Origin of the sequence: Rhizobium phaseoli (genome assembly GCF_010668805.1) — a bacterium.
Lineage (GTDB): Bacteria > Pseudomonadota > Alphaproteobacteria > Rhizobiales > Rhizobiaceae > Rhizobium > Rhizobium phaseoli_A.
Genome location: NZ_WUFT01000008.1, coordinates 165,204 through 192,112, shown reverse-complemented (window position 1 = coordinate 192,112; position 26,909 = coordinate 165,204). Strand labels below are relative to the sequence as shown.

Annotated in this window: 27 protein-coding genes and 2 pseudogenes; 21 read left to right on the top strand and 8 right to left on the bottom strand. The window is 61.6% G+C overall.

Going from position 1 to position 26,909, the window contains the following annotated elements; all coding sequences use genetic code 11:
- Positions 1 to 47 precede the first annotated feature (47 nt).
- The 12 genes and pseudogenes from GR197_RS14535 to GR197_RS14480 all read left to right on the top strand — a co-directional run bounded on the left by GR197_RS14535 (position 48) and on the right by GR197_RS14480 (position 10,260).
- Positions 48 to 878 carry an alpha/beta fold hydrolase gene (locus tag GR197_RS14535; RefSeq protein WP_164010668.1) on the top strand — a complete coding sequence of 277 codons (831 nt, stop codon included), beginning with the start codon at positions 48 to 50 and terminating at the stop codon, positions 876 to 878.
- Between the two features lie 215 nt (positions 879 to 1,093).
- The gene (locus GR197_RS14530) at positions 1,094 to 2,452 is read left to right on the top strand and encodes a tetratricopeptide repeat protein (protein ID WP_164010666.1); all 1,359 of its coding nucleotides are present in this window, start codon (positions 1,094 to 1,096) and stop codon (positions 2,450 to 2,452) included.
- A 193-nt stretch (positions 2,453 to 2,645) separates the two neighbouring features.
- The gene (locus GR197_RS14525; RefSeq protein WP_164010664.1) at positions 2,646 to 3,656 is read left to right on the top strand and encodes a ligase-associated DNA damage response exonuclease; all 1,011 of its coding nucleotides are present in this window, start codon (positions 2,646 to 2,648) and stop codon (positions 3,654 to 3,656) included.
- A 201-nt stretch (positions 3,657 to 3,857) separates the two neighbouring features.
- Positions 3,858 to 5,483: a cisplatin damage response ATP-dependent DNA ligase gene (locus GR197_RS14520; RefSeq protein WP_164010662.1), complete on the top strand. Its 1,626-nt coding sequence runs from the start codon at positions 3,858 to 3,860 to the stop codon at positions 5,481 to 5,483.
- A gap of 118 nt (positions 5,484 to 5,601) precedes the next feature.
- Positions 5,602 to 6,522 carry an alpha/beta hydrolase family protein gene (locus tag GR197_RS14515; protein WP_164010660.1) on the top strand — a complete coding sequence of 307 codons (921 nt, stop codon included), beginning with the start codon at positions 5,602 to 5,604 and terminating at the stop codon, positions 6,520 to 6,522.
- Between the two features lie 70 nt (positions 6,523 to 6,592).
- Positions 6,593 to 6,794: pseudogene (locus tag GR197_RS32310) on the top strand (hypothetical protein).
- Positions 6,795 to 6,885: 91 nt separating this feature from the next.
- Positions 6,886 to 7,692: a L,D-transpeptidase gene (locus GR197_RS14505; protein WP_164010658.1), complete on the top strand. Its 807-nt coding sequence runs from the start codon at positions 6,886 to 6,888 to the stop codon at positions 7,690 to 7,692.
- 139 nt (positions 7,693 to 7,831) lie between these two features.
- On the top strand, positions 7,832 to 8,566 hold the full coding sequence (locus tag GR197_RS14500; RefSeq protein ID WP_007626925.1) for a L,D-transpeptidase family protein: 735 nt from the start codon (positions 7,832 to 7,834) through the stop codon (positions 8,564 to 8,566).
- Positions 8,567 to 8,823: 257 nt separating this feature from the next.
- Entirely contained in the window at positions 8,824 to 9,033 is a 210-nt protein-coding gene (locus GR197_RS14495) for a cold-shock protein (protein WP_003546468.1), read from the top strand.
- Between the two features lie 180 nt (positions 9,034 to 9,213).
- Positions 9,214 to 9,498 carry a cold-shock protein gene (locus GR197_RS14490; protein WP_164010656.1) on the top strand — a complete coding sequence of 95 codons (285 nt, stop codon included), beginning with the start codon at positions 9,214 to 9,216 and terminating at the stop codon, positions 9,496 to 9,498.
- A 58-nt stretch (positions 9,499 to 9,556) separates the two neighbouring features.
- Entirely contained in the window at positions 9,557 to 9,793 is a 237-nt protein-coding gene (gene rpsU, locus GR197_RS14485; RefSeq protein WP_003569533.1) for a 30S ribosomal protein S21, read from the top strand.
- Between the two features lie 233 nt (positions 9,794 to 10,026).
- Complete coding sequence (locus GR197_RS14480; RefSeq protein ID WP_164010655.1) at positions 10,027 to 10,260, top strand: hypothetical protein; 234 nt, start codon at positions 10,027 to 10,029, stop codon at positions 10,258 to 10,260.
- Between the two features lie 55 nt (positions 10,261 to 10,315).
- Here the strand turns inward: GR197_RS14480 and GR197_RS14475 are convergent, their stop codons facing one another.
- On the bottom strand, positions 10,316 to 10,804 hold the full coding sequence (locus GR197_RS14475) for a MarR family winged helix-turn-helix transcriptional regulator (protein WP_164010653.1): 489 nt from the start codon (positions 10,802 to 10,804) through the stop codon (positions 10,316 to 10,318).
- A gap of 232 nt (positions 10,805 to 11,036) precedes the next feature.
- On the opposite strand from GR197_RS14475, the gene GR197_RS14470 reads away from it, so the two are divergent.
- A complete protein-coding gene (locus GR197_RS14470; protein WP_164010651.1) occupies positions 11,037 to 11,459 on the top strand; it encodes an organic hydroperoxide resistance protein in 423 nt (140 codons plus the stop codon).
- A gap of 273 nt (positions 11,460 to 11,732) precedes the next feature.
- Here the strand turns inward: GR197_RS14470 and GR197_RS14465 are convergent, their stop codons facing one another.
- The gene (locus GR197_RS14465; RefSeq protein ID WP_164010649.1) at positions 11,733 to 12,248 is read right to left on the bottom strand and encodes a MarR family winged helix-turn-helix transcriptional regulator; all 516 of its coding nucleotides are present in this window, start codon (positions 12,246 to 12,248) and stop codon (positions 11,733 to 11,735) included.
- An 88-nt stretch (positions 12,249 to 12,336) separates the two neighbouring features.
- Between GR197_RS14465 and GR197_RS14460 the strand changes: the two genes are divergently transcribed.
- The 3 genes from GR197_RS14460 to GR197_RS14450 are packed head-to-tail and all read left to right on the top strand — an operon-like array spanning position 12,337 to position 14,381.
- Entirely contained in the window at positions 12,337 to 13,065 is a 729-nt protein-coding gene (locus tag GR197_RS14460) for a DUF899 domain-containing protein (RefSeq protein ID WP_164010647.1), read from the top strand.
- A 32-nt stretch (positions 13,066 to 13,097) separates the two neighbouring features.
- Positions 13,098 to 13,565 carry a DUF1579 domain-containing protein gene (locus GR197_RS14455; RefSeq protein ID WP_164010644.1) on the top strand — a complete coding sequence of 156 codons (468 nt, stop codon included), beginning with the start codon at positions 13,098 to 13,100 and terminating at the stop codon, positions 13,563 to 13,565.
- A gap of 36 nt (positions 13,566 to 13,601) precedes the next feature.
- A complete protein-coding gene (locus tag GR197_RS14450; protein ID WP_164010642.1) occupies positions 13,602 to 14,381 on the top strand; it encodes a VOC family protein in 780 nt (259 codons plus the stop codon).
- A gap of 142 nt (positions 14,382 to 14,523) precedes the next feature.
- On the opposite strand, the gene GR197_RS14445 is transcribed toward GR197_RS14450, so the two are convergent.
- Entirely contained in the window at positions 14,524 to 16,044 is a 1,521-nt protein-coding gene (locus GR197_RS14445) for an ABC-F family ATP-binding cassette domain-containing protein (RefSeq protein ID WP_164010640.1), read from the bottom strand.
- A gap of 484 nt (positions 16,045 to 16,528) precedes the next feature.
- Between GR197_RS14445 and GR197_RS14440 the strand changes: the two genes are divergently transcribed.
- The gene (locus GR197_RS14440; RefSeq protein ID WP_348643279.1) at positions 16,529 to 17,191 is read left to right on the top strand and encodes a helix-turn-helix domain-containing protein; all 663 of its coding nucleotides are present in this window, start codon (positions 16,529 to 16,531) and stop codon (positions 17,189 to 17,191) included.
- Positions 17,184 to 17,600: a hypothetical protein gene (locus GR197_RS14435; protein WP_164010638.1), complete on the top strand. Its 417-nt coding sequence runs from the start codon at positions 17,184 to 17,186 to the stop codon at positions 17,598 to 17,600. Before GR197_RS14440 ends, GR197_RS14435 begins: the two co-directional genes overlap by 8 nt.
- A gap of 106 nt (positions 17,601 to 17,706) precedes the next feature.
- On the opposite strand, the pseudogene GR197_RS14430 reads toward GR197_RS14435, so the two are convergent.
- A pseudogene (locus GR197_RS14430) lies at positions 17,707 to 19,298 on the bottom strand (ABC-F family ATP-binding cassette domain-containing protein).
- 314 nt (positions 19,299 to 19,612) lie between these two features.
- Positions 19,613 to 21,178 (bottom strand): helicase HerA-like C-terminal domain-containing protein, encoded by a 1,566-nt coding sequence (locus tag GR197_RS14425; RefSeq protein WP_164010636.1) that lies wholly within the window; start codon positions 21,176 to 21,178, stop codon positions 19,613 to 19,615.
- Positions 21,179 to 21,401: 223 nt separating this feature from the next.
- Here GR197_RS14425 and GR197_RS14420 point away from each other — a divergent pair, with 223 nt between their 5' ends.
- The 3 genes from GR197_RS14420 to GR197_RS14410 all read left to right on the top strand — a co-directional run bounded on the left by GR197_RS14420 (position 21,402) and on the right by GR197_RS14410 (position 22,807).
- Positions 21,402 to 21,794, top strand: coding sequence for a hypothetical protein (locus tag GR197_RS14420; RefSeq protein ID WP_003587821.1), 393 nt, complete (start codon positions 21,402 to 21,404; stop codon positions 21,792 to 21,794).
- 104 nt (positions 21,795 to 21,898) lie between these two features.
- A complete protein-coding gene (locus GR197_RS14415) occupies positions 21,899 to 22,354 on the top strand; it encodes an NUDIX hydrolase (protein WP_003587820.1) in 456 nt (151 codons plus the stop codon).
- Between the two features lie 132 nt (positions 22,355 to 22,486).
- Positions 22,487 to 22,807, top strand: coding sequence for a hypothetical protein (locus tag GR197_RS14410; protein WP_164010634.1), 321 nt, complete (start codon positions 22,487 to 22,489; stop codon positions 22,805 to 22,807).
- Between the two features lie 18 nt (positions 22,808 to 22,825).
- Here the strand turns inward: GR197_RS14410 and zwf are convergent, their stop codons facing one another.
- From zwf to GR197_RS14395, 3 genes are all read right to left on the bottom strand, one after another.
- Entirely contained in the window at positions 22,826 to 24,340 is a 1,515-nt protein-coding gene (gene zwf, locus GR197_RS14405; RefSeq protein WP_164010631.1) for a glucose-6-phosphate dehydrogenase, read from the bottom strand.
- Positions 24,341 to 24,626: 286 nt separating this feature from the next.
- Complete coding sequence (gene tam, locus GR197_RS14400) at positions 24,627 to 25,397, bottom strand: trans-aconitate 2-methyltransferase (RefSeq protein ID WP_164010629.1); 771 nt, start codon at positions 25,395 to 25,397, stop codon at positions 24,627 to 24,629.
- A 56-nt stretch (positions 25,398 to 25,453) separates the two neighbouring features.
- Positions 25,454 to 26,728, bottom strand: coding sequence for a CNNM domain-containing protein (locus GR197_RS14395; protein WP_164010627.1), 1,275 nt, complete (start codon positions 26,726 to 26,728; stop codon positions 25,454 to 25,456).
- Between the last annotated feature and the right edge of the window lie 181 nt (positions 26,729 to 26,909).

Here is a 26,909-nt window from a genome sequence, read left to right as displayed (position 1 = left end):
GCTTTTCTATGCCAGTGGCTTATATGCCGTAAAGGATTGTCATCGCCATGGATCAACAGGACGACGAGCTCATCCATTTCGAAGCGCATGGCGCGGCCCTCTTGCCGCCGGCCGCCGTCGAAGGTCATGTCGGGCGAAACGGCGCCCGCATCTGGTATGCGACCTATGGCGCCGGCCCGCCGGTCATCCTGCTGCATGGCGGCCTCGGCCATAGCGGCAATTGGGGCTACCAGGCCCCGGCGCTGCTGCGTGCCGGCCGCCGCGTCGTGCTGATCGACAGCCGCGGCCATGGAAGAAGCACCCGCGATTCCCGTCCCTATACCTATGAGCTGATGGCGGCGGATGTTCTTGCCGTCATGGACGAACTTTCTCTTGAAAAGGCGGCCTTCGTCGGCTGGAGCGACGGCGCCTGCATCGCCTTGATCCTCGCCATGACGGCACCGGCGCGTGTCGAGGGCGTGTTCTTCTTCGCCTGCAACATGGATCCGAGTGGTACGCTGGAATTCGTTCCGACGCCGGTCATCGACCGCTGTTTCAGCCGGCATGCCAGGGATTATGCCGAACTCTCCGCAACACCCGACGATTTCAATCCCTTCGTCGAGGCGGTCAGCCTGATGATGCGGACGGAGCCGGATTATCAAGCTGCCGATCTCAACCTGATCCGGGTGCCGGTGGTCATCGTGCTCGGCGAGCATGACGAATTCATCAAGCCGGATCATGCCGAACATTTGGCCCGCGCCATTCCTGACGCTGAGATGATCTATCTCACGGGCGTCAGCCATTTTGCGCCGCTGCAGCGGCCGGCGGAATTCAATGCCGCGGTGCTCGCCTTCCTTGACGGCATCGACTCACGAAAAAATCAAGGCTTGCGGCGTTGAGCCGCGGCAGCGGAATTTCTTAAGAATTCAGTAACTTTTTTCGAACGGCAAACGTAGTGTCCTCTGGGAAGGATTCGTTTGTCGTTCGTTCACGGAAACCTTCGAGCCGCCGCACCACTCATGCGACTTCCGATGCATGAGCGGATTGTGCTTCTCGATGGCCGGTGCTCGATCCGCGGCTCCCCCGCTTGACTTGAGAAGGCCAGGGAGCCGGAATGATCAGCATTAATACGGAAGAAAGAATTTCGATCGCGCAAAAATCGCTGAGCGATGCCATGGGTTTTCAGGCGTCGGGCGATCTCGAAAGCGCCGAGAAAGCCTATGTCAGAGTCCTGCACAAGGACTATCGCACGATAGATATTCTACCGCTCCTGGCGGGTGTCGTCGCAAAGAGAGGCGATGATGAAACCGCTCTCTACTACTGGAATAAACCGCTCGGCCTCAATCCCGGCCATCTCGTCGCCCTCATGGAAAAGGGTGCGCTGCTGCGCCGTCTCGGCCGGTCGGCGGAAGCGGTCGGCTGTTATGAGATGGCGCGTGGCCTGTCGCCGGAAAATCCTCTCGTGCGCAACAACCTCGCCGTGGCGCTCGCCGATTCCGGCCGCCAGCCGGAGGCGCTTGCCGAGTTTCGTCATGTTCTGCGGCTGCAGCCGGACAATATCAACGCCTGGCATCAGATAAGGCGCATCTCCTCATCGATCGTACCCTTCTGGCACATCGCCATGATGAACGACACCAGACGCAACGACGCTTTCGAAGCGGCGATCCGCCGTGCCATAGAGCTGCGCGGAGCCGATGCGCAGATCCTCGACATCGGCGCGGGCAGCGGCCTGCTGTCGATGATGGCGGCGCGTGCCGGGGCCACCAACATTGCGACCTGCGAGAGTGTGGCTGTCATCGCGCAGACCGCGGAGAGAATCATCGCCGCCAATGGTTATCGCGAACAGATCGACATCTTCGAAAAGCCCTCGACCGAACTTTTGGTCGGCAGGGAGATGAAAGCTCGCGCCGACATCCTGATTTCGGAAATCCTTTCGAGCGATCTCCTGGCCGAAGACGTGCTGAAAACCTTCGAGGATGCCCACGCCCGCTTGGTCCGCGAGGACGCTATCGTCATCCCACGCGCTGCCGCCGCCATGGGCTGCCTGGTTGCTAGTGAAACGCTCTCGAACTACGCCCATGTCGGCGAGGTCTCCGGCTTCGACATGTCGCAGTTCAATGCGCTCGCCCCGCTGCGTATGCCGGTTCACGGCACGATGACCGAGTGGACCCGGCTTTCGGACGATTTCGAGATCGCCGCAGTGGATCTCACCGCTCGCAAACATGCTGCTGCGTTGCGTAAGATATCGGTGCCGGTTCAGGCAAACGGCACCGCGGTCGGGGTCGTCCAGTGGATGAAAGTCGATCTGATCGAGGGCGTGGTTTTTAGCAATCACCCCGACGACTATCATGATGGCGGCTGGCTCCAGGTTCTTCACACCTTCCCGCAACCGGTGGACGTCCGTGCCGGGACGTCGCTCGACATGCTGGTTGGCCACGACAGAACGAGCCTGCTGATGACGCCTGTCGTCTGAGCAACCGGCTTGCGTCGCCGCCAAAGAGATCATCATGGCCGTCTTGAGGAAAGGCGGCCATCCTTGTTACTGTCCGAATTATGTCGCCAGCGTCCGATCGACACGAGCTTGTGCATTGCTCGTTTCCGGCGCATTCGACAATCCCTGTTTCCGCCCTCTGGCCTCGCGTCCATTTCCCGCTATCTCTCGTTTCATGAGACCTGATGCGCTGCTCTATCCCGCCCCCGAAGGGCTCTATTGTCCGGAAGGCGGCTTTTATGTCGATCCGGTGCGGCCCGTTGAGCAGGCGCTCGTCACCCATGGCCATTCCGACCATGCCCGGCCGGGCCATGTGAACGTGCTTGCCACCCGCCAGACGCTCGACATCATGCGCCTGCGTTACGGCGAGGGCTTCTGCGCCAGCGAACAGGCTGCCGCCTTCGGCCAGCAGCTGCTGGTCAACGGCGTCAAGGTGAGCTTCCATCCCGCCGGCCATGTGCTCGGCTCGGCCCAGATCGCCATCGAGAAGAACGGCACCCGCATCGTCGTCTCCGGCGATTACAAGCGCCGCCCCGACCCGACCTGTGCCGCCTACGAGCCGGTCCCTTGCGATGTCTTCATCACCGAGGCGACCTTCGGCCTGCCGGTCTTTCATCATCCTGATCCGATGGATGAGATCGGCAAACTGCTGGCCTCGCTCAGGCAATTTCCTGAACGCACCCATCTCGTCGGCGCCTATGCGCTGGGCAAGGCGCAGCGCGTCATCCGGCTGCTGCGCGATGCCGGTTATGGCGAACCAATCTATATCCACGGCGCCATGGAAAAACTCTGCGACTATTACGTTGAACAAGGGATCGACCTCGGCGAGCTGCTGCCGGCCACGGTCGAAAGCCGTGACAAATCCGCTTTCAAGGGCGCCGTCGTTATCGGTCCGTCATCAGCCTTCGCCGATCGTTGGGCCCGCCGCTTCAACGAGCCGCTGCCGGCCTTCGCCTCCGGCTGGATGATGGTGCGCCAGCGCGCCAAACAGCATGGCGTCGAACTGCCGCTCGTCATCTCCGATCATTGCGACTGGCCAGAACTGACGGAAACCATCCGGGAACTGCACCCCTCCGAGGTCTGGGTAACCCATGGCCGCGAGGAGGCGCTGGTGCGCTGGTGCCAGCTGCAGGGCATCAAGGCCAAACCGCTGCATCTTGTGGGTTATGAAGATGAGGCGGATTGAGATGAGCTGTGTGCTGGACCAAAACCCCTCCCCAACCCCTCCCCACAAGGGGGAGGGGCTTAACGTATCGCGCCGTCCCACCACAAAATCACTGCCGAAAACGCTGCGGTCGAAAGAGGGCAGGGCAGCGCCACGAGTTAGTCTCTCCCCCTTGTGGGGAGGGGTTGGGGAGGGGTCTTCTTCCCAAACGCGGAGGCCGAGATGAAGGCCTTCGCCGACCTCCTCGACCGCCTCGTCCTCACCCCCAGCCGCAACGGCAAGCTGAAGCTGCTGACCGATTATTTCCGCGACACGCCGGACCCGGACCGCGGCTATGGTCTCGCCGCCATCGCGGGCACCTTGGAGGTGCGCAACGTCAAGCCCGCCATGCTGCGCGAGCTGGTGCTGGAGCGCATCGACGAGGTGCTGTTCCGCTATTCCTATGATTATGTCGGCGATCTCGCCGAAACCATCTCGCTCGTCTGGGACGATGAGCGGGATATCGACCGCTCGGCCTTTTCGCAGCCGCGTCTCGGCGAAGTCGTCGCCGGCATGAACGCGCTCGGCCGCACCGAAGTGCGCGGCTTCGTCCGCGATCTGCTCGACCGGCTGGATCCGTCCGGCCGCTTCGCCTTCATCAAGTTGGCGACCGGCGCCATGCGCATTGGCGTTTCCGCCCGGCTTGCCAAGCAGGCGCTGGCCGACCTCGGCGATAGGGACGTGACCGAGATCGAAACCCTCTGGCACGGCCTGCAGCCGCCCTATGAGACGCTGTTCGCATGGCTGGCGGCTGGCGGCGGAAAGCCGGTGCTGGCCACACCGGCGATCTTCCATTCGGTCATGCTTGCCAATCCGGTGGAGGAGGGGGATCTCACCGGTCTCGATCCGGCGAGTTATGCCGCCGAATGGAAATGGGACGGCATCCGTGTCCAGCTCTCCCGCTCCGGCGATCGGCGCAAGATCTATTCCCGCTCCGGCGACGACATATCCGGTGCCTTTCCCGATATTCTCGGCGCCATCAGCTTTTCCGGCGTCGTCGATGGCGAGTTGCTGGTCGGCGGCACCGCGCGCTCCAACAGCCCGACCCGAACCTTTTCCGACCTGCAGCAGCGGCTGAACCGCAAGACGGTGACGGCAAAGATGCTTGCCGACTACCCGGCCTTCATCCGCACCTATGACCTGCTCTTCGATGATGAGGAGGATGTGCGCGGCCGCCCCTATATCGATCGTCGCGACCGGTTGACCGAGATCATCGACCGCGCCCCCCACGACCGTTTCGACCTGTCGCCGCTCGTGCCGTTTTCGTCGTGGGACGAGCTTGACCGTCTCCGTGCCGACCCGCCCGATCCGGTCATCGAGGGCGTGATGATCAAGCGCCGCGACAGCGTCTACCAGGCCGGCCGCATGAAAGGGCCCTGGTTCAAGTGGAAGCGCAATCCCTATAATGTCGATGCGGTGCTGATGTATGCCCAGCGTGGCCACGGCAAGCGCTCCAGCTACTATTCCGATTTCACCTTCGGCGTTTGGGCCGATGACGAGGACGGCGAACAGCTAGTGCCCGTCGGCAAAGCCTATTTCGGTTTCACCGATGCCGAACTCGAAGTGCTCGACAAGTTCGTGCGCAACAATACCACCGAACGTTTCGGCCCGGTGCGAGCGGTGCGCGCCGACAAGGATTTCGGTTTCGTCGTCGAAGTGGCTTTCGAAGGCATCAATCGCTCGACCCGGCATAAATCGGGTGTCGCCATGCGCTTCCCCCGCATCGCCCGCCTTCGCCCCGACAAACCCACCTACGAGGCCGACCGGCTGCGCACGCTGATCGCCATGATCGACGCCAAGCCGGGGTGAGTGTCAATTTCCTGTGCAACAATGCCGCAGGGCGATATTTTCAACACGATGTGTATTGGCGGCAACGATCTTCCGGTGCAAATCTTCTGTGCCGGGGAAATGATTTGGGTGCTGCGTTATGAGCTCGAATGAACGGAATTCCTTTTTCCTCCAACGCCGTGCCGTGCTGGCCGGCCTTGCCGGCGCACTCGTCCTGCCGCAAATGGCGGCGGCGTTCGATGTTCCGGATGAACCGCGCCTTGCCAAGCGCGATTATGCCAAGGTCCGCCACCATTTCCGCACCAAGCTTTTGCAGAAGGGCCCGGCGCCCGACAAATACGAACTGCTGAGCGCACCTGCCGACGCCGACAAGATCTTCTATCGCTCCGGCTACGGCGAGCTGGAACTGGCCGCCTGGGTCTCGAAATATAAACGCGAGCGCACCGCCAAGCCGGCCGTGCTCTTCCTGCACGGCGGCAACGCCATGGGCACCGGCCACTGGCAGCTGATGAAACCCTATATGGATGCCGGTTATGTCGTGATGATGCCGTCGTTGCGCGGAGAAAACGGCCAGATGGGCAATTTTTCCGGCTTCTACGACGAGGTCGACGACGTTCTCGCCGCCGCCGAGCGGCTGGCGCATCTGCCGGGTGTCGACGCCCAACGCCTGTTCATCGCCGGCCACAGCATCGGCGGCACCCTGACCATGCTGACGGCGATGAGCACCCAGAAATTCCGCGCCGCCGCGCCGATATCGGGCAATCCCGACGCCTTCCGCTTCTTCAACCGCTATCCCCAGGATATCCGCTTCGACGACAGCAATACGCATGAATTCGAGGTGCGTTCGGCGCTCTGTTACGCCCACAGCTTCAAATGTCCGGTCCGTGTCGTCCACGGCACGGAGGAGCCGCATTTCAACGACCGCGCCGATCTGCTGGCCCGCCGCGCCCGCGCCGCCGGCGTGCATATCGAAACCGAAACCGTCGCCGGCAATCACACCTCGGCGCTGCCGGCCGAGATCGAACAGAGCATCCGCTTCTTCCATGGGGTTGCGGCTTGATTTTTTGCCGCCGCTTCAAATACAGGCCCGTTAGGCCTATATTCCGGGTATGACGACGGACGCAGAGACCATGATCGTGCCGAACGACTTCCCCGAGCTGAAATCGCTCGTCTGGAATCGCGATCCCGCGCGCGATGCCTGCCTGCGAGGCTTTCGCGCTGTATGAACGCAATTGGCGTTTCGTCGATACCGGCCGGCTGGCTGCGCGGGAGATGCGCTTGATCCGCGATCTGGCTGCCGCCTACGGCAACGGAGTTCTGCTGGTCTCTTGATTTCCACTCCTACACCAGCCTCGCGCCAGCCGCGAATGCCATCGTCCCGGCAGATGTCGCTGTCTTGCCGATCGTTGATAAGGGTGGTTTCATGAATTTTCTGCGCCGGGTCTTCCCGATTGCCGGGCTGGTGGTGGTCGTTGCGTCGCTGAGCGGCTGCAACATCCTCATTCCCGATGTCGCCGCCGATTCGCCCGCCCGCTTCGTCCAGGAAACCTCGCCGGTCTTCTATCAGCCGCCAGGTGTCGATCCGCGGCGGGTGCGGCCGATCCCTGATCAGCCGGTGCCGCAGACGCGCGAACTCTACAAGACCCAGTTCCATCAGACCTACGGCCTGCCGGTCAGCAATCCGGTGCACATGGCGATGTATGGTGCGCTTCGCGACGAGGATTTTACCCTGCCGGCCATTCCGGTCAGCCGCGTGCAGCCGCAGTTCCTGCGCCAGGAGGTCGATTACCAGACGACCGAGCGCCCCGGGACTGTCATCGTCGATACCCAGGCGCGTTATCTTTATTTCGTCGAAGCGAATGGCAAGGCGATGCGTTACGGCGTCGGCCTCGGCCGCGATGGTTACGCCTGGTCGGGCCGCGGCGTCATCCAGTGGAAACAGAAATGGCCGCGCTGGACACCGCCGGTCGAAATGGTCTCGCGCCAGCCCGAGGTTCGCCCCTTTTCAGCCGAAAACGGCGGCATGAACCCGGGGCTGCAGAACCCGCTCGGCGCCCGCGCCATGTATATCTTCAAGGACGGGCAGGATACGCTCTATCGCATCCACGGCACGCCCGACTGGCAGTCGATCGGCAAGGCCACCTCGTCGGGCTGCGTGCGCATGCTGAACCAGGACGTCGTCGATCTCTATGACCGCCTTCCCGCCAAGGCGGAGATCGTTGTGATGTAGCGCTGCAACAGCGCCGCCGATATCGTCTGCTCAAGGCCGGACACGTCTGCGTGAAGCTATGGTTTATTTGGCGCAAGCCGATAGATCTTTTGATGTTGTTATCTCGGATTCCAGCATCAGAGGAAATCAGTCCCGCGTCATGAGCTTCGATAGACATCTTTCCCGCCGCAGCTTTCTTTCCTTTTCGGCATTGACAGCAGCATCCGCTCTCACCGGCTGCGCCTCTTCGGCCAATACGGTAACATCGGGCGATACGACAATCACCTACCGTTCGCCCATGCGCCTGTTCCAGTCCCCGGAAGCGTCGAGCGCGCCGAGCGGGGCCGAGCTTGCAGTCATGTATGGCCCCGTCGAGGACGGCGGCTTTCTCATTCCCGCCGTTCCCTACGAGCAGATCGATCCGCGCTATTATCGCCAGCGCGTCCTCGATCCCACCGGCCAGCCCCCCGGCACCATCGTCGTCGATACGCCGTCGCGCTTCCTCTATCTCGTCCAGGGTGACGGCATGGCGATGCGTTATGGCGTCGGCATCGGTCGCGAGGGTTTCGCCTGGCAGGGCTCAGGTGTCATCCAGTGGCGTCAGAGATGGCCGCGCTGGAAGCCGCCGAACGAGATGGTCGCCCGCCAGCCGGAACTCGTCAAATATTCGATCGAGAACGGCGGCATGGAGCCGGGCCTGAAGAACCCGCTCGGCGCCCGCGCGCTCTACATCTTCTCGAACGGGGAAGACACGCTCTATCGCCTGCACGGCAATCCCGACTGGCGCTCGATCGGCAAGGCCGTCTCATCGGGCTGCGTGCGGCTGCTGAACCAGGATATTATCGATCTCTACGATCGCGCTCCGACGAAAGCGCCGATCGTCGTCTTGCAGTAATGTCACCGAGGCGGCCGTCAATCGGCCGCCTCGGATTGCTCCGTTTTCCCCGGTGAAACGGCCCATTTTGCGCCCGCGGGGGATTTATTTTTCAAAAAACCATTGCTTAATTCGCTAAATATCCTACATGGTGCGTATCGAATTGCTTGCGACCTTTGTCCACGCGCTGAAGCGCTCCGTCAGATATCCTCTCAACATCGATACGGCTTGTCGGGCATTCCGCAGGCGAAACACCAACGGTTGAAAAGGAGATCGTTATGAATTCAGGCGTCGTCAAGTGGTTCAATGGCACCAAGGGTTTTGGCTTTATTCAGCCTGATGATGGTTCTACGGACGTTTTTGTCCATATTTCAGCGGTCGAACGCGCCGGTATGCGCGAACTCGTTGAAGGTCAGAAGATCCGCTACGATCTCGTCCGCGACAAGAAGTCCGGCAAGAATTCGGCTGACAACCTTCAGGCCGCATGATTTGTCATTCGCCTGTGCTGACCAGATGCTGGCAGCGAAATGGCTGAGTGACTGGAAGAGGTCGGGTGCCAACCCGGCCTTTTTGCTTTGACCGCTGGGCTTTTCGAATGACCCCGGTCGTTCTTGAACGACCTCGTTTTGATTGACCAGTGAGCAGCCGAAAGTCGAAGGGACGCTGAAATGGGCAGACCAAACTATAAGATCGGCGATATGATCGTGCTGAAATCCGGTCTTACCCGCACGGCGAAGGCCGACAAGCGCTGCCGGATCGCCAGCATTCTGCCCAACGATCACGGGCATGTGCAATATCGCGTCCGTTTCGACGCGGAAAATTTCGAACGCCGCATTACTGAGGCCGATATCGATACCGGGGAATCCCCATCCAGGGCTCCCCTGGAGATAGCGGCCAAGTCCGACGGCGCCGAGCCCTGGCTGAAGTTTTCGAGCATCAGAACGGGCAAGTAGTTTCGCCGTTTCATTATTGACAGTGCGGCCTCGCCGCCGTGACAGGAAGGATATCACTTTGCAGGTACTCGTCAGGGATAACAACGTCGATCAGGCGCTCCGCGTGCTCAAGAAGAAGATGCAGCGGGAAGGCCTTTTTCGGGAAATGAAGGCGCGCAGCGCTTTTGAAAAGCCGTCCGAGAAGCGCGCCCGCGAAAAGGCCGAGGCCATTCGCCGCCAGCGCAAGCTTGCCCGCAAGAAGCTGCAGCGCGAAGGCCTGCTGCCGGCACCGAAGAAGGTTCTCCGCGCCCGCTAACCCGGCCGTGGAATCACGGCCCGGACGCGGCACCGCGGCCAATGTGGAATCACGGCCCGGCCGTGGAATCGGCCAACGTGAAAGCACGGTCCGTCCGCGGAATCGCCGGCTGGTGCGGAATCACGACTGACTGGCGAATCACGGCCCGGCCGCAGAATTGCGGCCAACCGTGGAACCATGGTTCAGCCGTGAATCGCGCCTAAATCTGCCGTCATCACCTGAGAAAGGGGCACATGACAGCCACCAAGGGAGAATTCTTCAATCCCGCCAAGCTTTCGTCTCGCGACAAGGCTGAGGCGACCGATCACACGGCGCGCGCCATTATCGCGGCCGAGGCTTCGGCCCGTGACAAGAAGACGGAAAAGTTGAAAGCCCTGCGTCTGCAGCAGGAGGCTGAGGCCGGACCTGAAGCAGCGCCTGCAAAGAAGCGCCGGTCGCCGGCCAAGGCGGCTGTGAAGCGGCCCTGATCCTCGGCCGCAGATCCGTTAGGCTACGCCTCTTAGACGAACCGGGTGGATGCGGTCAGCCGCCGCCTGCGCCGGCTCGGCCGAGATTGCCTCGCAGCCGATGCAGCATGTCGCGCATCGCGGCCATTTCCTCGAGCGTGCAGCCGGCGGCTTGTCCGATCGCCGTCATGATCGTATCGATCTCCCCTTTCATTGACTCGCCTTTCGAGGTCAGCGACACAATCACCTGCCGCTCGTCGCGCAGGTCGCGGTTACGCTTGATCAGCCCGTTCTGTTCCAGCCGTTTCAACAGTGGCGACAGCGTGCCGGAATCGAGATCCAACTGCTCGCCGATCGTCTTCACCGGCAACTCGCCGCGTTCCCACAGCACCAGCATCACCAGATATTGCGGATAGGTCAGGCCGACCCTGTCGAGAATCGGCTTGTAGGCGCGGGTGAAAGCATGCGCCGTCGCGTAGACCGCAAAGCACAACTGCTTTTCCAGCCGCTTTTCCTCCTCCGGTATCTCCATCGTCTTTATCGTGTGCGCTTTCATATCCATCATCCCTACAGCGCCGCGCGTCTTTTCAGGCGCGCGGAGGACGCTGTAACACTTTGAATCTACGCATCGAGCTTTCCGAAAATCGATTTCGACTTTCGGAAAGCTCGATGCGCTAGTGGTCCGATTTTCCTCTTTTCGAATTCGAAATGCAATTTGCAAAATTCACTTGCGTACAATTTAATTGCGCAATATTAAAAGTCCAACCCCAACGAAGGGCCAATCAAAGGAGATCGTCATGCCTATTCTCTATACGACCAAAGCCTCTGCCACCGGCGGCCGCGCAGGCCGCGCCGTTTCCGAAAACGGTGTTCTGGACGTGACGCTGACCGTTCCGAAAGAACTCGGCGGCGATGGCGCGACCGGCACCAATCCCGAGCAGCTCTTCGCTGCCGGCTACTCCGCCTGCTTCCTCGGTGCTTTGAAATTTGTCGCGGGACAGCAGAAGGTCAAGATTCCGGAAGACACGACGGTCTCCGCCAAGGTCGGCATCGGCCCGCGTGAAGATGGAACCGGCTTCGGCATCGAAGTGGCGCTGACGGTCAATATCCCCGGTCTCGACCGCGAAACCGCCGAAAAGCTCGCCGCCGCCGCCCACATCGTCTGCCCCTACAGCCACGCCATGCGCACGTCGACCGAAGTTCCGGTCACGGTTGTCTGATTTAAGCGCTACCATTAAAAATGCGGGTGACGGCTTCCGGTTTCGGTCGGCCGTCGCTTTTCTTGCTGCTGACGCGAACGTCGTGCTCGTCACATGGGTCCTCGGGGCAAGCCCGAGCACGACGGAGCAAGGGGTGACCTCTCGCCTCTAGCCAAGCGAACCCCTCAATCTCCGTCGTGCTCGGGCTTGACCCGAGCACCCACGCCTGGCAACTGTGGTTGCGTGACGGAAACGACGCGATTTCTTGAGAATCCAAGGCGAGTTCGGTCCGCTCTACCCGGCCATCGCCCGCCCGCTGCGACGCGGCCGGCGAGGGGAGGCTTTCACCGTCTCACCCGTCATCCCTGACACCGTCTGCAGGTCCTGTCGCAGCTGTGCCGAGCTTCCTTTCGGCAGTTTAGCGTCCATCGCCGCGTGTGTCGCTTGCCAGATCGGCAGCGCCTTTGCCAGCACCGCCTTGCCGTCACCGGTGAGGACCAGCAGCCGGCCACGTCTGTCCCTCGGATTCTCCACCACCGTCACCCAGCCCTTGCGCTGCAGCGGCTTCAGCGCCGCCGTCAGCGTCGTTTGGTCCATGGCAAGCAGCGCGGCGACCGGTCCCATCGGCGGCGGCTCCGGCCGGTTCAGCGACATTAGCAATGAAAACTGCCCGTTGGTCAGCCCGGCCGGCCTCAGTGCATCGTCGAACAGCCGGGCAAGCGCCCGCGCCGCCCGCTGCACATGCAGGCAGAGGCAGGTGTCGCGCACCAGCAGCGTCGTGGAAAAGGGAATCTCGATCGAATTTGACATGCTTCATTTCTATTGATATCAATGTAATTAGTCAAGGAGAAGGAGATGAGCCGGCTTCACCGGCAGGCGCCGGAGGAGGGCGCATTTCATGCAGAATGAGGTTGTTTCCCGCGAGCAATGGCTCGAAGCCCGTCGTGCCCTGCTGGCAAAAGAAAAAGAGGCGACAAGGCTGCGCGACAGCGTCAACGCCGCGCGCCTGGCGCTGCCCTGGGTGAAGGTCGACAAGGATTATGTCTTCGAAACGCCTGAGGGCAGGCAGTCGCTAGCCGATCTCTTCGACGGCCGCAGCCAGTTGCTGATCTACCATTTCATGCTCGGCCCGAATTGGGATGCCGGCTGCCCCGGCTGCTCCTTCCTGTCGGATCATGTCGACGGCGCCCTGCCGCATCTGAACCATCACGATGTCACCTGGGTCGCCGTCTCACGCGCGTCGCTTGACAAGATCGCTGCCTACAAAAGCCGCATGGGCTGGAAATTCCCCTGGGTCTCGTCCTTCGGCAGCGATTTCAATTTCGATTATCACGTCTCTTTCAGCCCGGAGGATCTTGCCAAGGACAAGATCTTTTACAATTTCACTCCCATGCAGCCGGCTGATGCCAATGACGAACTGCCGGGTCTCAGCGCCTTCTACCGCAACGACAAAGGCGAGATCTTCCATACCTATTCGAGTTATGCCCGCGGCCCGGAGGAATTGATCGGCACCCTGATGATCCTCGACCGGGCGTCGAAGGGCCGCAACGAGGACAGCACGATGAATTTCGTGCGCCGCCACGACGAATATGAGGAGGCTGCCGAGACGCCATCCTGCTGTCACTGAGATAGGGCCAACATCACGCAAGGGAGAGAAGGATGATGAAGACCGCTGAAGTGCTGAAGGAACATTCCTTTCTGGAAAGGCTGATCGGCGAATGGACCGTCACCGCACCGGAAATGTCGGGCGACGAGCCGTGGACGGAAACCGTCCGCTCGCTGCATGGCATCTGGTGGGTTGCCGAAGGCACCGGCCGCATGCCGGATGGCAAGCAAGGCACCAGCATCCTGACGCTCGGCTATAACGCCGCCAAAGGCAAATATGTCGGCAGCTGGATCGGCAGCATGATGGACTATATGTGGGTCTACGAGGGTGAACTCGACACCGTGGGCAACGTGCTGGATCTCTATACCACAGGGCCCGACTTCAACAGCGAAGGGCTTGCCGATTACCGCGAGCAGATTGCCTTCGTCGACGCCGATCACCGCACCTTCATCTCCAGCGTCAGGCAGCCGGATGGCGCCTGGAAACAGTTCATGGAAGCGCATTACACCCGCAAGATCTGACAATCACGGCGCTCAAGCCTAAAAAGGGAGAGTATGATGTCTGCGACGCATGGAAAGTTCATCTGGTGCGAGTTGATGACCCCCGACACATCGGCTGCCGCGAAATTCTACAGCTCGGTCGTCGGCTGGACCACTTCCGAAATGAAAGTGGAGGGCATGCCGCCCTATACGATCTTCGAGGCGAACGGCATCGGCGTCGCCGGCCTGATGGAATTTCCGGCCGAACTCGAGGGCAAGGGCATCCCGCCGAACTGGACGGGTTATGTCGGCGTTGATGACGTCGACCAGTCGGCCAGGGATTTCGCCGCCAATGGCGGTTCGGTCCGCCGTCCGCCGGACGACATCCCGAGTGTCGGCCGCTTCGCCGTCGTCGCCGATCCGCATGGGGCAGTGCTCTGCATCATGACGCCCGCGCCGATGGACAAAGCCTTTCCGGAACTGGCCCCCGATGCTCCAGGCAATATCGGCTGGCATGAACTCTATGCCGGCAACGGTAAAGACGCTGTCTCCTTCTATTCCAAGCTGTTCGGCTGGACGAAGGACAGCGAAATGGACATGGGTCCAATGGGCGTCTACTACCTCTTCTCCCACAACGGCAAGCAGATCGGCGGCATGATGACCAAGCCGGAAAACATCCCGATGTCGTTCTGGAGCTATTATTTCATCGTGCCGACCCTCGATGCCGCGATTGAACGCGTCACCTCCGGCGGCGGCAAGATCGTCCACGGCCCGATGGAAGTCCCCGGCGGCAGCTGGATCATCCAGGCCATGGACCCGCAAGGCGCCTTCTTCTGTCTGGTCGCACCGAAGCGGTAGGTTTTTCGCCGCGTCGTGTGGCCGGCCCTCCACCTTCTCCCCGTTCTGACGGGGAGAAGGGACATGCTGCAACCTCTCCGTTCCACGGATGAGGGGCAGCGCCTGACACCTTGCTGGTTACACGGCACACCCTCACCATCCATCATCCCGTAACCGCAGCAAAAAACCCATCCGGGCTCTCCACCTCCACCAGCCGTTTCCTCTCGATCAGCCAGAACCGGTTTCCCACCGCCCGCACGAAGCTGCGGTCGTGCGAGACCAGCAGGCAGCTGGCTTCCTGCGTCATGAGCTCGCTCTCCAGCGCTTCCTGTCCCTCGATGTCGAGGTGGTTGGTAGGCTCGTCCAGCAGATAAAAATTCGGCTCGGTCAGCCTCAACACCAGCATGCCGAGCCGCGCCTTCTGGCCGCCGGAAAGCTGGCCGACCGGTTTTGCCTGCATGTCGATCGTCATGCCGGCACCGGCAAGCAGCGCGCGTGCCCGCTGATCGCCGACATCGAAGCGGCGGATAATCGTGCCGATCGGCGTGTCGGTGTCGGCGAGATCGGCAAGCGCCTGGTCGCCATAGCCGAGAACCAGCGACGGCGTCGCCTTGATGCTATCCCGCGAGGTCTCCGGCCTTTCGATCGCCTGCTTCAGCATCAAGACCAGCCGCGACTTGCCGGCGCCGTTGAGGCCGAGCAGCACGATCCGGTCGCCCTGGCAGATGAATTGCCGGCCGGTCTTGAACAGCAGCGTTCCATCCGGCGTCGTCACCGCCGCATCCTCCAGCGTCACCAGCACCTTGGCATGCGTGCCGCGGTTGGTAAGCCGGATGGCGCCGGCCGAGCGCTCGAGATGCGCCGGTTTTGCCGCATCCTCCAGTTTCTCCGCCCGCTGTTTCAGCTGCTTGGTCTTGACGACGAGCAGATCGCTGCCGGAGTTGATGCCGATATTGTTGAGCTTGGCCGCCTGCTTGCGCAATTGCTCCGCCACCTTGATGTCCCGCTCATAGCGCCGGGCTTCGGAGGCGTCGGCCTCGTCGAGGGCGGCGCGCGCCCGGGTATAGGGCAGGGCGAAGACCTGCGATTGCTCCGGCCGCAGGAACAGCGTCCGGTTGGTCGTCGCATCGAGGAAGGCGCGGTCGTGACTGGAGAGGATAACCGGCACGTCGCGCGGCAGTGCATTCAGCCAACCCTCCAGCTGCGCGATCTTTTCGAGGTCGAGATGGTTGGTCGGCTCGTCGAGCAGCAGGACGTCGGGTTCGCTGACCCAGCTGCGGGCAAGCATGGCGAGCCGCTGCCAGCCGCCGCTCAACTGCTTCAGCGGCGGCCGGCGCATCACCTCCGGCACCTCGAGCGATTCCAGCACCACGTCGACACGCCAGCTTTCGCTTTCGGCCTGATCGGCCGGCAGTGCCTGCAGCACCGCGTCGTAAAACGGCGTGTCGAACAGTGCAGGCGGCACATTCTGCGCGACATGGCCGATGGTCAGCCCTCGCGCTTTGGTGATCTCGCCCTCGCTTGGTTCGAGCGCGCCGGTGATACAGGCAAGCAGCGTCGACTTTCCCCGCCCATTGGCGGCGACAAGGCCGATGCGGTCGCCTGAGTTGACGACGAGATTGAGTTTGGAAAACAACGGATTGCCCAGCGTCACGCCGAGATTGCGGATATTGATGAGGGTCATGATTATTCTCTGGTCTTGACCGGGGGGCGCGATCCGGGGCGTTCAGCCATCACGGAATTGCGGGTAATTGGCCCGGGAAATTACAGGAATGCGCGCTCGAACCTTAGGATACGGCGCCGCATTGGCCACGAAGGGCAGACCACGAGGAGATGTCGGGAAACGGTCTCTGGTCAGCCCTGCAAACGCATTTGCAGGGCGTTGACGGGACCACGCTGGCGATGAAACCGGAAATAATATTGCATTACGTGATCCTCCTTTCTCTAAAGGGTTGCAGGATTGAAATAACACTGCGCGCAAAAAGAGGCAAGAGAACCGCAGGAGGGCCGCTGCTGGTCGATCTCAGGCGATCCGCATCTATCGACGCCCCATGGCAACCACATTGCCATCTGTGTCGATTTGATTTAATATCGGATCGATTTGTTCGATATAAATCATATTGATCGCATATCGGATCGATTGGCTTTATATCCGTCCGGAGAATGATGTGGCAAGGTCGGCACCTTTAAGTGCAATGCGGGTGCCGCTCGACACCGTGTTTGGCGTCGATTCCAACATTCGCGTCTTGCGCGTTCTCGTCACCCATGGTGGGCCGCTCTCCAGTTCGGACATCGCACGGCGAGCGACGCTCTCGAAGACCGGCACACGACAGGGTCTGATATCCCTCGAAGAATGTGGCGCTATCGTCACAGAAGGCTCGGGTTACAGCCGCTTGCACAGGTTCAATCGGGATTATTATCTGGCGCCGCAGATCGAGGCGCTGTTTGCCGCCGAATCCGTGAGGTTCGAGACGGTGCTGGACGCCGTACGTCTCAGCGCAGGTGAACGGACGCCGGATCTTTCGAGCCTCTTTGTCTACGGAAGTGTCGCAAGGGGTGAGGATCGCCTCGGCAGCGACCTGGACATCGGCCTTGTCGCCGGCAAGGAGACCCTTGCGGGAATCGTTGAAAAGGTCAGGGAGAATCTGCGGGAATCGTCAAGGTCGTTAGGCTTTACCCCTTCGGTCGTCGGCTTGGATCTCGATGACGTCAGTCGCCTCGACCGCGATAGGGATCCCTGGTGGAACTCGATGCTCGCGGACGCCATCGTCCTGCAGGGACGACGCCCGGAGGATATTGCGGCGCAGGTCAGGGAGCGCGGGGATGGTTAGGACGGGATCCACGAAGAAAAAGGACGGCACCTACGTTACTGGACGGCTCGCCGTCGCCCGTGGTTTTCTCAAGGATGCTCGTAACAGCAATGCAGTTGCCGATCCGGGGGACATTGGTAACCCCTCGATATCCACCGTGATCAACTGTGCGATCGCTTATGCCGACGCGATCACCGCCAAGACAAAGGGCGAGATCAACCAAGGAGATCATCAGACGGTCGTCAAGCTCCTTCGCGGGGCATTGGGCAACGAACTGCCGAATAGACAGGAGGCGAATCTCAAGGCCCTTCTGGAGCAAAAGGACGAGGTGCAGTACGGTTCGAGAGCGAAGACGCGCGATGACGCATTACGCGCCCTCGAACGTCTGGAGGAATTCGCAGCCTGGGCCGAAGTCGTTCTTACGAAATAGCCGCGATGGCGATAACAGGCAGCGGTATGACTGGCTACAAGCTTTTGATATGCGGCCGCCACTCTACATCCCGGAGATGGATGGCAGCTGCGACCCGAGTCGGCAATTATCCGGCCGAGCCTGCGACCAATTCCAGCCGCCGCTCTATCCCGATGTTTTCCAGAAACGTCTCGTCGTGGCTGACGACCAGCAGCGCGCCGTCATAGGCGCTAAGGCCCGCCTCGACCGCTGATATCGAGCCGATGTCGAGATGGTTGGTCGGCTCGTCGAGGATCAGCAGCAGCGGCGGTGCGGAGCCGAGAACACAAGCAAGGCCGGCGCGCAGCAATTGCCCGCCGCTCAGCGTCGAGACGGGCTGCAGCGCTGCATCGGCCCGGAACATGAAGCGGGCAAGGGCTGCCCGGCAGGTGTTCTCATCGGAAAGCGGATTGATCCGGCGGAAATTGTCGCGGATCGAGACTGAGGGATCGAGAAGGCTGACCTTCTGATCGAGTATCGCAAATCTGGTCATGACGGCGACCGTACCGGCCCAGGGCTTGAGTTCGCCGGTGATAAGCGAAAGCAGCGTTGTCTTGCCCGAGCCGTTGCGGCCGGTGACGGCGATCCGTTCCGGCCCCGTCACGTCGAAAGAGAGATCGCGGATGACGGGGTCGCCCGGCCGATAGCCGGATGTCACACGATCCACCCTCAGCACGATCTTGCCGGCCGCCAGTCCGGTCGGCGGCAGGCTCACCGACAAGGGCTGCAGGATCTCGATTTTTTCGCGCGCGGTGGTTGCCTCTTCCAGCGCCTGGGCGCGACGGCGATCGGCGAGACGGGCGTTGTCGCCGCCCGTCGTTTCGCTGCGCTCCTTCATGCCGCCGAGCATGATGCGCGGGATACCGCCCTTTGCGGCCATCTTCCGCCCGGCGCTGTCTCGATGCGCCTGACGCTCCACCGTTGCTTGCGCCTTCTTCGCGACCTCGGTCATGCGTTTTTCGGCATCGGCGAGATCATGCTCTGCCGCCGCAAACTCAAGCGCCTTGCGCTGGCGATAATGGCTCCAATTGCCGCCGTAGCGCGTGGCACTGAGCGACGTCAATTCGACGATCGCATCGACGCTTTCGAGCAGTTCTCGGTCATGGCTGACGATGATCGCGCCGGCCCGCCAGCTCGAAATCAGCGCGATCACCGCCTCGCGGCCATCGCGGTCGAGATTGTTTGTCGGCTCGTCGAGCAGCAGAAAATCCGGTTCGGTGAAAACCAGCGCGGCAAGCCCGGCCCGCGTGCGCTGCCCGCCGGAAAGCGAGGCAAGCAACGTCTGCGGCTCTGCGTCGAGCCCGGTGCGATTGAGTGCTGCGGCAATGCGCGCTGGGAGCGTCCAGTCCGCCGATACAAGCTCGTCGGCCGTTGCCTCACCGGCTTCGGCGCGCTGGAGAACGCCAAGCGCATCCGTCACGCCGAAGAGATCGGCTATGGATTCATCGGCGGCCACCTGCACGCTTTGGCACAGGATGCCGAGGCTGCCGCCGACCGATACTGTTCCAGAGTGCGGTTTGATCTCACCGGAGACGAGCTTCAGCAGCGTCGTCTTGCCGACGCCGTTGCGCCCGACGAGACCGATGCGCTCCGCCCCGAAACTCAGATCGAGACCGGAAAAAGCGGCTGCCCGTCAGGCGTGGCCCATGAAATTTTGGAGAGAGTGATGGATGCAGGCATGGATATGGATTTCCCCGTTGGCAAGGCGAACTGGCATTGCGATCGGGTTGAAATCCATTGCGGCACACATCCTGTTGAAATGGTCGATGGCAGGTAATTTAGGGAATAAAGGCTTTCGGTTCAAGCCGGAGAACGATCACGCTTTCTTCCAGAAAGCCGCCCCTCACCCTAACCCTCTCCCCGTAAACGGGGCGAGGGGACGTGCCCTGCGAGACCTTAGCGAGGGACGGAGAGGTTGCTGCATATCCCCTCCGCCCCGGTTACGGGGAGAAGGTGCCGGCAGGCGGATGAGGGGCGCGCCACCGGTGAAAACCCTACCGCTTCAAGCTCCCTAAGATCCCGCGCACCAGCGCCCGGCCGACCTGCGTCGCCACCGTGCGGGCGACGCTCTTCATCGCCGCTTCCACCACCGTTTCGCGTTGGTAGCCGGAGGCTCTGCCGCGCGATTGGCCGCGGTCCTTGTCGTCGTCATTGCTGCCGCCGAAGCCCGGCAAGCTCCAGCCGGAGGTGGTGGTGCCCGGCTGCTCGTGGGCTGCTTCGTCCTGCGCCCGCTTGGCGGCATCGGCATCGGCTGCCTTCTTTGCGCGCGTGGCCAGCAGTTCGAAGGCGGATTCGCGGTCGATGTCCTCGTCGTAGACGCCGAGGACCGGGCTCCTGTCCATGATCTGCTGGCGCTCGGCATCCGTCACCGGCCCGACGCGGCCGGATGGCGGGCGGATCAGCGTGCGCTCGACGATCGACGGCGCGCCCTTGGCCTCCAGCGTCGAGACCAGCGCCTCGCCGGTGCCGAGATTGGTGATGACGGTGGCGCAATCGAAGGCCGGGTTCGGGCGGAACGTATCGGCCGCCGTCCTCACCGCCTTCTGCTCGCGCGGCGAATAGGCGCGCAATGCATGCTGGGCGCGGTTGCCAAGCTGGGCGAGCACCGTTTCCGGCACGTCGAGCGGGTTCTGCGTGACGAAATAAACGCCGACGCCCTTGGAGCGGATCAGCCGCACCACCTGCTCGACCCGTTCGGTCAGCACCTTCGGCGCGTCGTTGAAGAGTAGATGCGCTTCGTCGAAAAAGAACACCAGCTTCGGCTTGTCCGGGTCGCCCACTTCAGGCAGTTCCTCGAACAGCTCCGACAGCAGCCACAGCAGGAAGGTGGCGTAGAGCCGCGGGTTCATCATCAGCTTGTCGGCGGCCAGCACCGAGATCTGGCCGTAGCCGTTATTGCTGGTGCGCATGATGTCGGAAATCTTCAGCGCCGGTTCGCCGAAGAAGTGCTCGGCGCCCTGCTGTTCGAGAACGAGCAGCGCCCGCTGGATCGAGCCGACCGAGGCCTTGGAGATCAGCCCATACTGGTTGGAAAGCTCGGTGGCATTCTCGCCCATATAATTCAGCAGCGAGGTGAAATCCTTGAGGTCGAGCAGCGGCAGCCCGCCCTGGTCGGCGATCTTGAAGGCGATGTTGATGACGCCTTCCTGCGGTTCGGAGGCATCCATCAGCCGGGCGAGCAGCAGCGGCCCCATCTCGGCGATCGTGGTGCGCACCCGGTGGCCCTTCTCACCGAACAGATCCCAGAAAATCACCGGAAACTGATCGAATTCATAGTCGGTGAACCCGATCTGCTCGGCCCGCTTGGTGAGGAAATCCTTGGGCTCGCCCTTGGCGGCAATGCCGGAAAGGTCGCCCTTGATATCGGCGGCAAAGACCGGCACGCCGGCCCGTGAGAAGCCCTCGGCCAGCACCTGCAGCGTCACCGTCTTGCCGGTGCCGGTAGCGCCGGTGACAAGGCCGTGGCGGTTGCCAAACTTCAGGTCGAGATATTCCGGCTTGTTGATGCTGTCGTCGGGATTGCGGCTCGCGCCGATGAAAATCTTGCCATCCTCGATCATCCGCAAATGCTCCCTTCGGCTCTGCCGTTCTTTGTTGAGAAGGCTTGGCTCCCGCCGCCTTCATCGAACCATCGTTTCCCTGTTATAAGCAGGCAGGCGGATGCGGACAACTGTTTGCATCGAAAGCAAAACTGGACAATGTGCCGCCGTGCGCGCCCGGCTTGAGTTGCGCTCGAATCTCGAATAACGTTGACGTTAACGTCAAAATAACAGGAGGCTGACGATGAATGAAATTGTGACCCAGATCGCCGATCGCGTGGGCATTGCGCCTGATCTGGCCGAAAAGGCGCTCGGCATGATGCTCGGCTTCCTGCAGCGCGAGGCGGCTGACGGTCCCGTCGCCCGGATGATCGAAGCAATCCCCGGCGGCGCCGATCTCGTCGCCCAGTACAATGGCGCAAGTGCCGGCGGCGGCGGTCTGCTCGGCGGGCTGATGAGTTCGCTCGGCGGCGGCGGCATCATGGGCCTCGGCCAGCAGCTGATGAGCGAAGGCCTCGGCATGGGCGAGATCACCTCGCTCGCCAAAGAAACCATCGCCATCGCCAAGCAATATGCCGGCGAAGAGGTCGTCGACGAAGTCGTCGCCTCCGTCCCGGGCCTCAGTCAGTTCGTCTGAGACCAGAGATCGACAGGAGCCTCGCTTCGTTGCGGGGCTCATTGCTCTCGTCCCCGAAAAACCGGGGTGAAGTGCAGCGTCGCCTCGAATGGAAGGAGAGCCGCATGACCGTCTGGCGCCCGTCGCAGCAGATCAGGGTGAAGGTGATCGGCCTCGCCTGGCGGGAAGACCGACTGCTCGCCGCGGAGGTGGAGGAAGATAGCGGCCGCATCAAGGGTGTTCGCCCGCTCGGCGGCGCGATTGAATTCGGCGAAAGCCGCGAACAAGCGCTGCACCGCGAATTCGGGGAGGAACTTGAGACGGCGATCCGCATCGTCGGTCCCTGGCATCTCCTTGAAAATATCTATGAGCATCATGGGGAGACCGGACACGAATTCATCTTCGCCGCCGATATCGAACTGGCGGATGCATCGCTCTATGCGCGCGACGAAATCCGCTATTCCGAACTCGACGAGACCGCGGCGACGGCGCGCTGGTTCGGCCGTGATATGCTGCGTGACGCCGGCATCGATCTCTATCCGACAGGCCTCGACAGACTGCTGTCACGGTGGCGCGATTGAGCTGGAAACGCCGCCGGTGCAAGGCCTATATGCCGATCGCCAAACTTTGATCGTCAGTGACGGTAACGAAGGAACAACGAGGTCGTATCTGCTGTTTCTATCAGCATCGCTGAAATCAGAAGGAATAGCATCATGCGCAGGTTTATTGCAGCAGCCTCGATCGCTCTCCTCAGCCTCTCCACCCCGGTTCTCGCCCAGTCGAATATGGGCATGGACGCCAGCGGCCGGTTCGACGGCACGCCGCCGCTCGGCACCTCGCCGGGCAACGAGCCGGAAAGCGGGCTGGTCATCCCGCTCGACTCGATCGAAACCGGCAGCGTCGACAACGGCGCCCCGAGCGGCCGCGTCGATTGGGCGCGCTGCCCGCCGCGCAAGGCCCGCGGCGCGCTTGCCACCGAAGGCGGCAACAGCGGCGCTTCCGTCAGCCCGGCATGCCGTGATCGCGGAAACTGACAGGACGAGGGAAGGGCGCTATTTGCCGTCCTTCTTGGGGTTAAGGACGACACCGAGCTCATGCCACCGCCGCCCGTCCCGCTGGACAAGCTCGTCGGCTGAGGCCGGTCCCATGCTGCCTGGCGCGTAGGTATCGGGCAGGCTCGCATCCTTGCCCCAGATATCGAGGAAGGGTTGCACTGCCGCCCAGCCGGCCTCAATGCCGTCGGCGCGCTGAAACAGCGTCTGATCGCCGATGAAGAGATCGTAGAGCAGCGATTCATAGCCGGTGGTCTTGCCGATATCGAACTTGTCGGCATAGCGGAAGTCGAGTGAAACCGGCGTGGTCTCGACCGAAAGCCCCGGCGACTTGATCGAGATTTCCATGCTCATGCCCTCGTCCGGCTGCACCTGGATCACCAACCGGTTCGGCGGCAGGCGGCGATTGACCTCTGTCTCGCGGAACTGCGCGAAGGGCACCGGTTGGAAGGTGATGACGATCTCGGTGTCGCGCGCCGTCAGCGCCTTGCCGGTCCTGAGGTAGAAGGGCACGCTCGCCCAGCGCCAAGTATCGGCATAGAGCTTCAGCGCCACATAGGTCTCGGTTCGGCTGTCTGGCGAAACATCCTTGGTGTCGCGATAGGCTGGAAGATCGGCGCCGTTGAGCGGGCCGGCCGTGTAGGCGCCGCGCACGCCATGTGTCTTCGCCTCCTCAGGCGTATAGATCCGCAGCGCCTTCAGCACCTTGCTCTTCTCGTTGCGGATCGCTTCGGCATCGAAGCTGTTCGGCGGTTCCATGGCGATCATCGCCAGCAACTGAAAGAGATGGTTCGGCACCATATCGCGCAAAGCGCCGGTCGCATCGTAGAATTTGCCGCGGCTGCCGACATCGACGATCTCGGCCGCGGTGATCTGCACATGGTCGATGTAGCGGCTGTTCCACAAAGACTCGATGATCATATTGGCAAAACGCGCAGTCATCAGGTTCTGCACCGTCTCCTTGCCGAGGAAATGGTCGAGCCGATAGACTTGGCTTTCCGCGATCTGGGCGAGAATTTCAGCATTGAGCGCCTTGGCCGAGGCGAGATCGGTGCCGAACGGCTTTTCGATGGCGACGCGGCGGAAGGTGCCGTCCTTTTCATCGGTCAGGCCATGGGCGGCGAGCTTTTCGACGATCGATCCGAAAAAGGATGGCGGCACCGCCAGATAGAAGGCGGCATTGGCATCGGGCCCCAGCCGCTTGCCGATTTCGAGGAAAATATCGTCCTTGGTGAAATCTCCCGCCATATAGGAAATGCGCCGGCGCAGGCTTTCCCAGGCCTTATCCTTCAGCGTCGGCTGTTCGCCGCTCAGATGATTGAGAAATTCGTCGAGCCGCCCGCGCAGAAACTCGTCGTCGCCCGGTTCTATGCCGACGCCGAGAATGTGGAGATCGTCGCCGACGAGGCTCTCACGCGTCAGATTGATGATCGCGGGCACCAGCAGACGGCGCGTCAGGTCTCCCGTCGCGCCGAAGATGACGAGGGTGACCGGCGGGGTAGGGGCAGCGTCCATGTGTGTCATCTCCTGAGAATTTCCGGCCGACTATAGTGCGCATCGATTTCGCCGCAACATATGCGGGCGGGGGATAACAGGCATTTGACATTATCTGGGGCGTGCCGAGGGCGGCCTGCCCCTCATCCGCCTGCCGGCAGCTTCCCCCCGCAAACGGGGCGAAGGGGGGATAGCCGCAACCTCTCGATTCCCCATCGAACTCTCGTATGGGACGTCCGCTCGCCCCCGGTCGGGTTAGGGTGAGGGGCAGCTATCGACGCAAACCGAGCCCGTCGGCAGCAACCGACTACCCCTTCACCGCCACCATGAAAATCCGCGGAAACCGCAGCAGCACCCGCCCATCCGACATCTTCGGGTAGGCCTTTTCGACCCGCGCGAGATAATCCGCCAGAAAGTCCTGGCGATGCTTTTCGCCGGCGTGGGCGAGATAGGGCATCAGCCCGGTGCCCTTTACCCATTCGACGATCGCCGCGCCATCCGCCATCGGGTGATTGTAGATGGTGTGCCAGATATCGACGCGCGCGGCCTTGGCGATCAGCCTGGAATAATAGGCCGAAGGCGGGGGCAAGGCCTGCCGGCGCACGCTCTTTTCCTCGAAGGCGGCCTTCCAGGGGCCTGCATGCGCGGTCTCTTCCATCATCAGATGCGAGGGTTCGCCGAGATTGTCGGGCATCTGCACCGCCAGCACGCCGCCTGCGGAAAGCCCGTCCATCAGCCGGTCGAAAATATCGAGATGATCGGGCAGCCATTGGAAGACGGCATTGGCAAACAGCAGGTCGGCCGGCTCCATCGGCTGCCAGCTGCCGAGATCGGCTTCGACGAAGGCCGTGCCTGGAAGCCGCTTGCGGGCCGCCTCCAGCATGTTCATGTCGCTGTCGAGGCCGGAGACGCCGTCGGCGCCATAGCGCTCGATGATCAGTTCGGTCGAATTGCCCGGCCCGCAGCCGAGGTCGACGGCGCGGCCGATGCTTTGCAGCGGCACCTGCGCCAGAAGATCGCGCGCCGGTCGTGTGCGCTCATCCTCGAATTTCACATATTGATTGGCGGACCATGCCATGGGCGGTACCTCCTGATGTTGTGGCCGTCGAGCAGCTTCGAGGCGCCCGCCGAGCTTTACTCCGCGGACACAAGTATCTTGTCCACGCGCCTGCCGTCGAGATCGACGACTTCGAAGCGCCATCCGCCTCTCGTGAAACTCTCACCCAACTCCGGCAGATGTTTCAACTCTTCCAACACCAGGCCGGCCACGGTCTGATATTCGAGATCGTCATCGAGCTTGAGATTCAGGAACTCGGCGAATTCGTCGATCGGGGTCCAGCCGGACACCAGGTACGAACCGTCGTCTCGACGCGCGATGGCCTGCTCGTCGATAGGTCCCTCCTGAAGCGCCCCCATGATCGCTTCCAAAATGTCGCCTGACGAGACAATTCCCTCGAAATGGCCGTACTCGTCAAAAACCAGCACCATGTGGACTGGCGATTTCCTGATGGCTTCAATCACATTGATCGCGGTCGAAAGGTCTGAAACCACCGGGACGTCCTGCGTCAGGGCCTTGATATCGGCACTGCCGTGTTCCGACATCGAGTCGTAAAAGTCCTTGACCGGAAGGATGCCGATCACCTCGTCCGAACTGCCTTTGCGAACGGGCAGCCGAGACCGTTTCGTCCGGTGCAATTGAGTGCGAATTTCATCAAGGCTGTCGTCGATATCAATAATTTCGACATCGCGTCGGGGCGTCATAAGCGCTCGAGCGGTGCGGTCCGCCAGGCGCATGACGCCTGATATCATCGCGGACTCTTCGCTTTCGATAACGCCGGCCGACTGCGCCTCGGCCAGAACGGTTTTGATCTCTTCGTCAGAAACGTTGTCGCCACCTTTTCCGGCTTGGCCCAGGAGCTTCAGCACAAGATTTCCGGAGGCGTTCAGAAGCCACACGAGCGGCAGCGCAATTTTTGAAAGCACTGCCATGGCCGGTGCGACCTTCGCCGCAACGGCTTCGGGTTCTCGCAACGCGATCTGCTTTGGAACAAGTTCGCCGACAATCAGAGAAAGATAGGTGATCGCCACGACGACCGAACCGACGCCGATCGCGTCGGCTAACGTCGATGACATCCCCTGTGTCTCCAGCCATCTGGTCAAGCGGCTGCCGAGCGTGGCCCCGGAGAAAGCGCCCGAGAGAACACCGACCAGCGTAATGCCGATCTGAACCGTCGAGAGAAAACGACCAGGGTTTTCGGCAAGTTTGATGGCTTGAGCTGCCCCCTTGCTCCCATGGTCGGAGAGAACTTTTAGGCGGGCTGTTCGAGAAGACACAACAGCCAACTCCGACATGGCGAGCACACCATTGACGATGGTGAGAAACGCCACAATTCCAATTTCCAGAAACACAGGGACCCTATTCGTTGAGGTTTCAATGCCGCATCGACAAGGCGGCGCGGCGAGGTGTTCGAAGCGACGCTAAATCAGCGTCACCCATCGTCATTCCGTCATCGTATCACATCAGTGTCGCTTTCATCGGTCTTCAGAATTCCGTGAGGCGGCGGAAGGGTCGGGAATGCGGTCGAAAAAC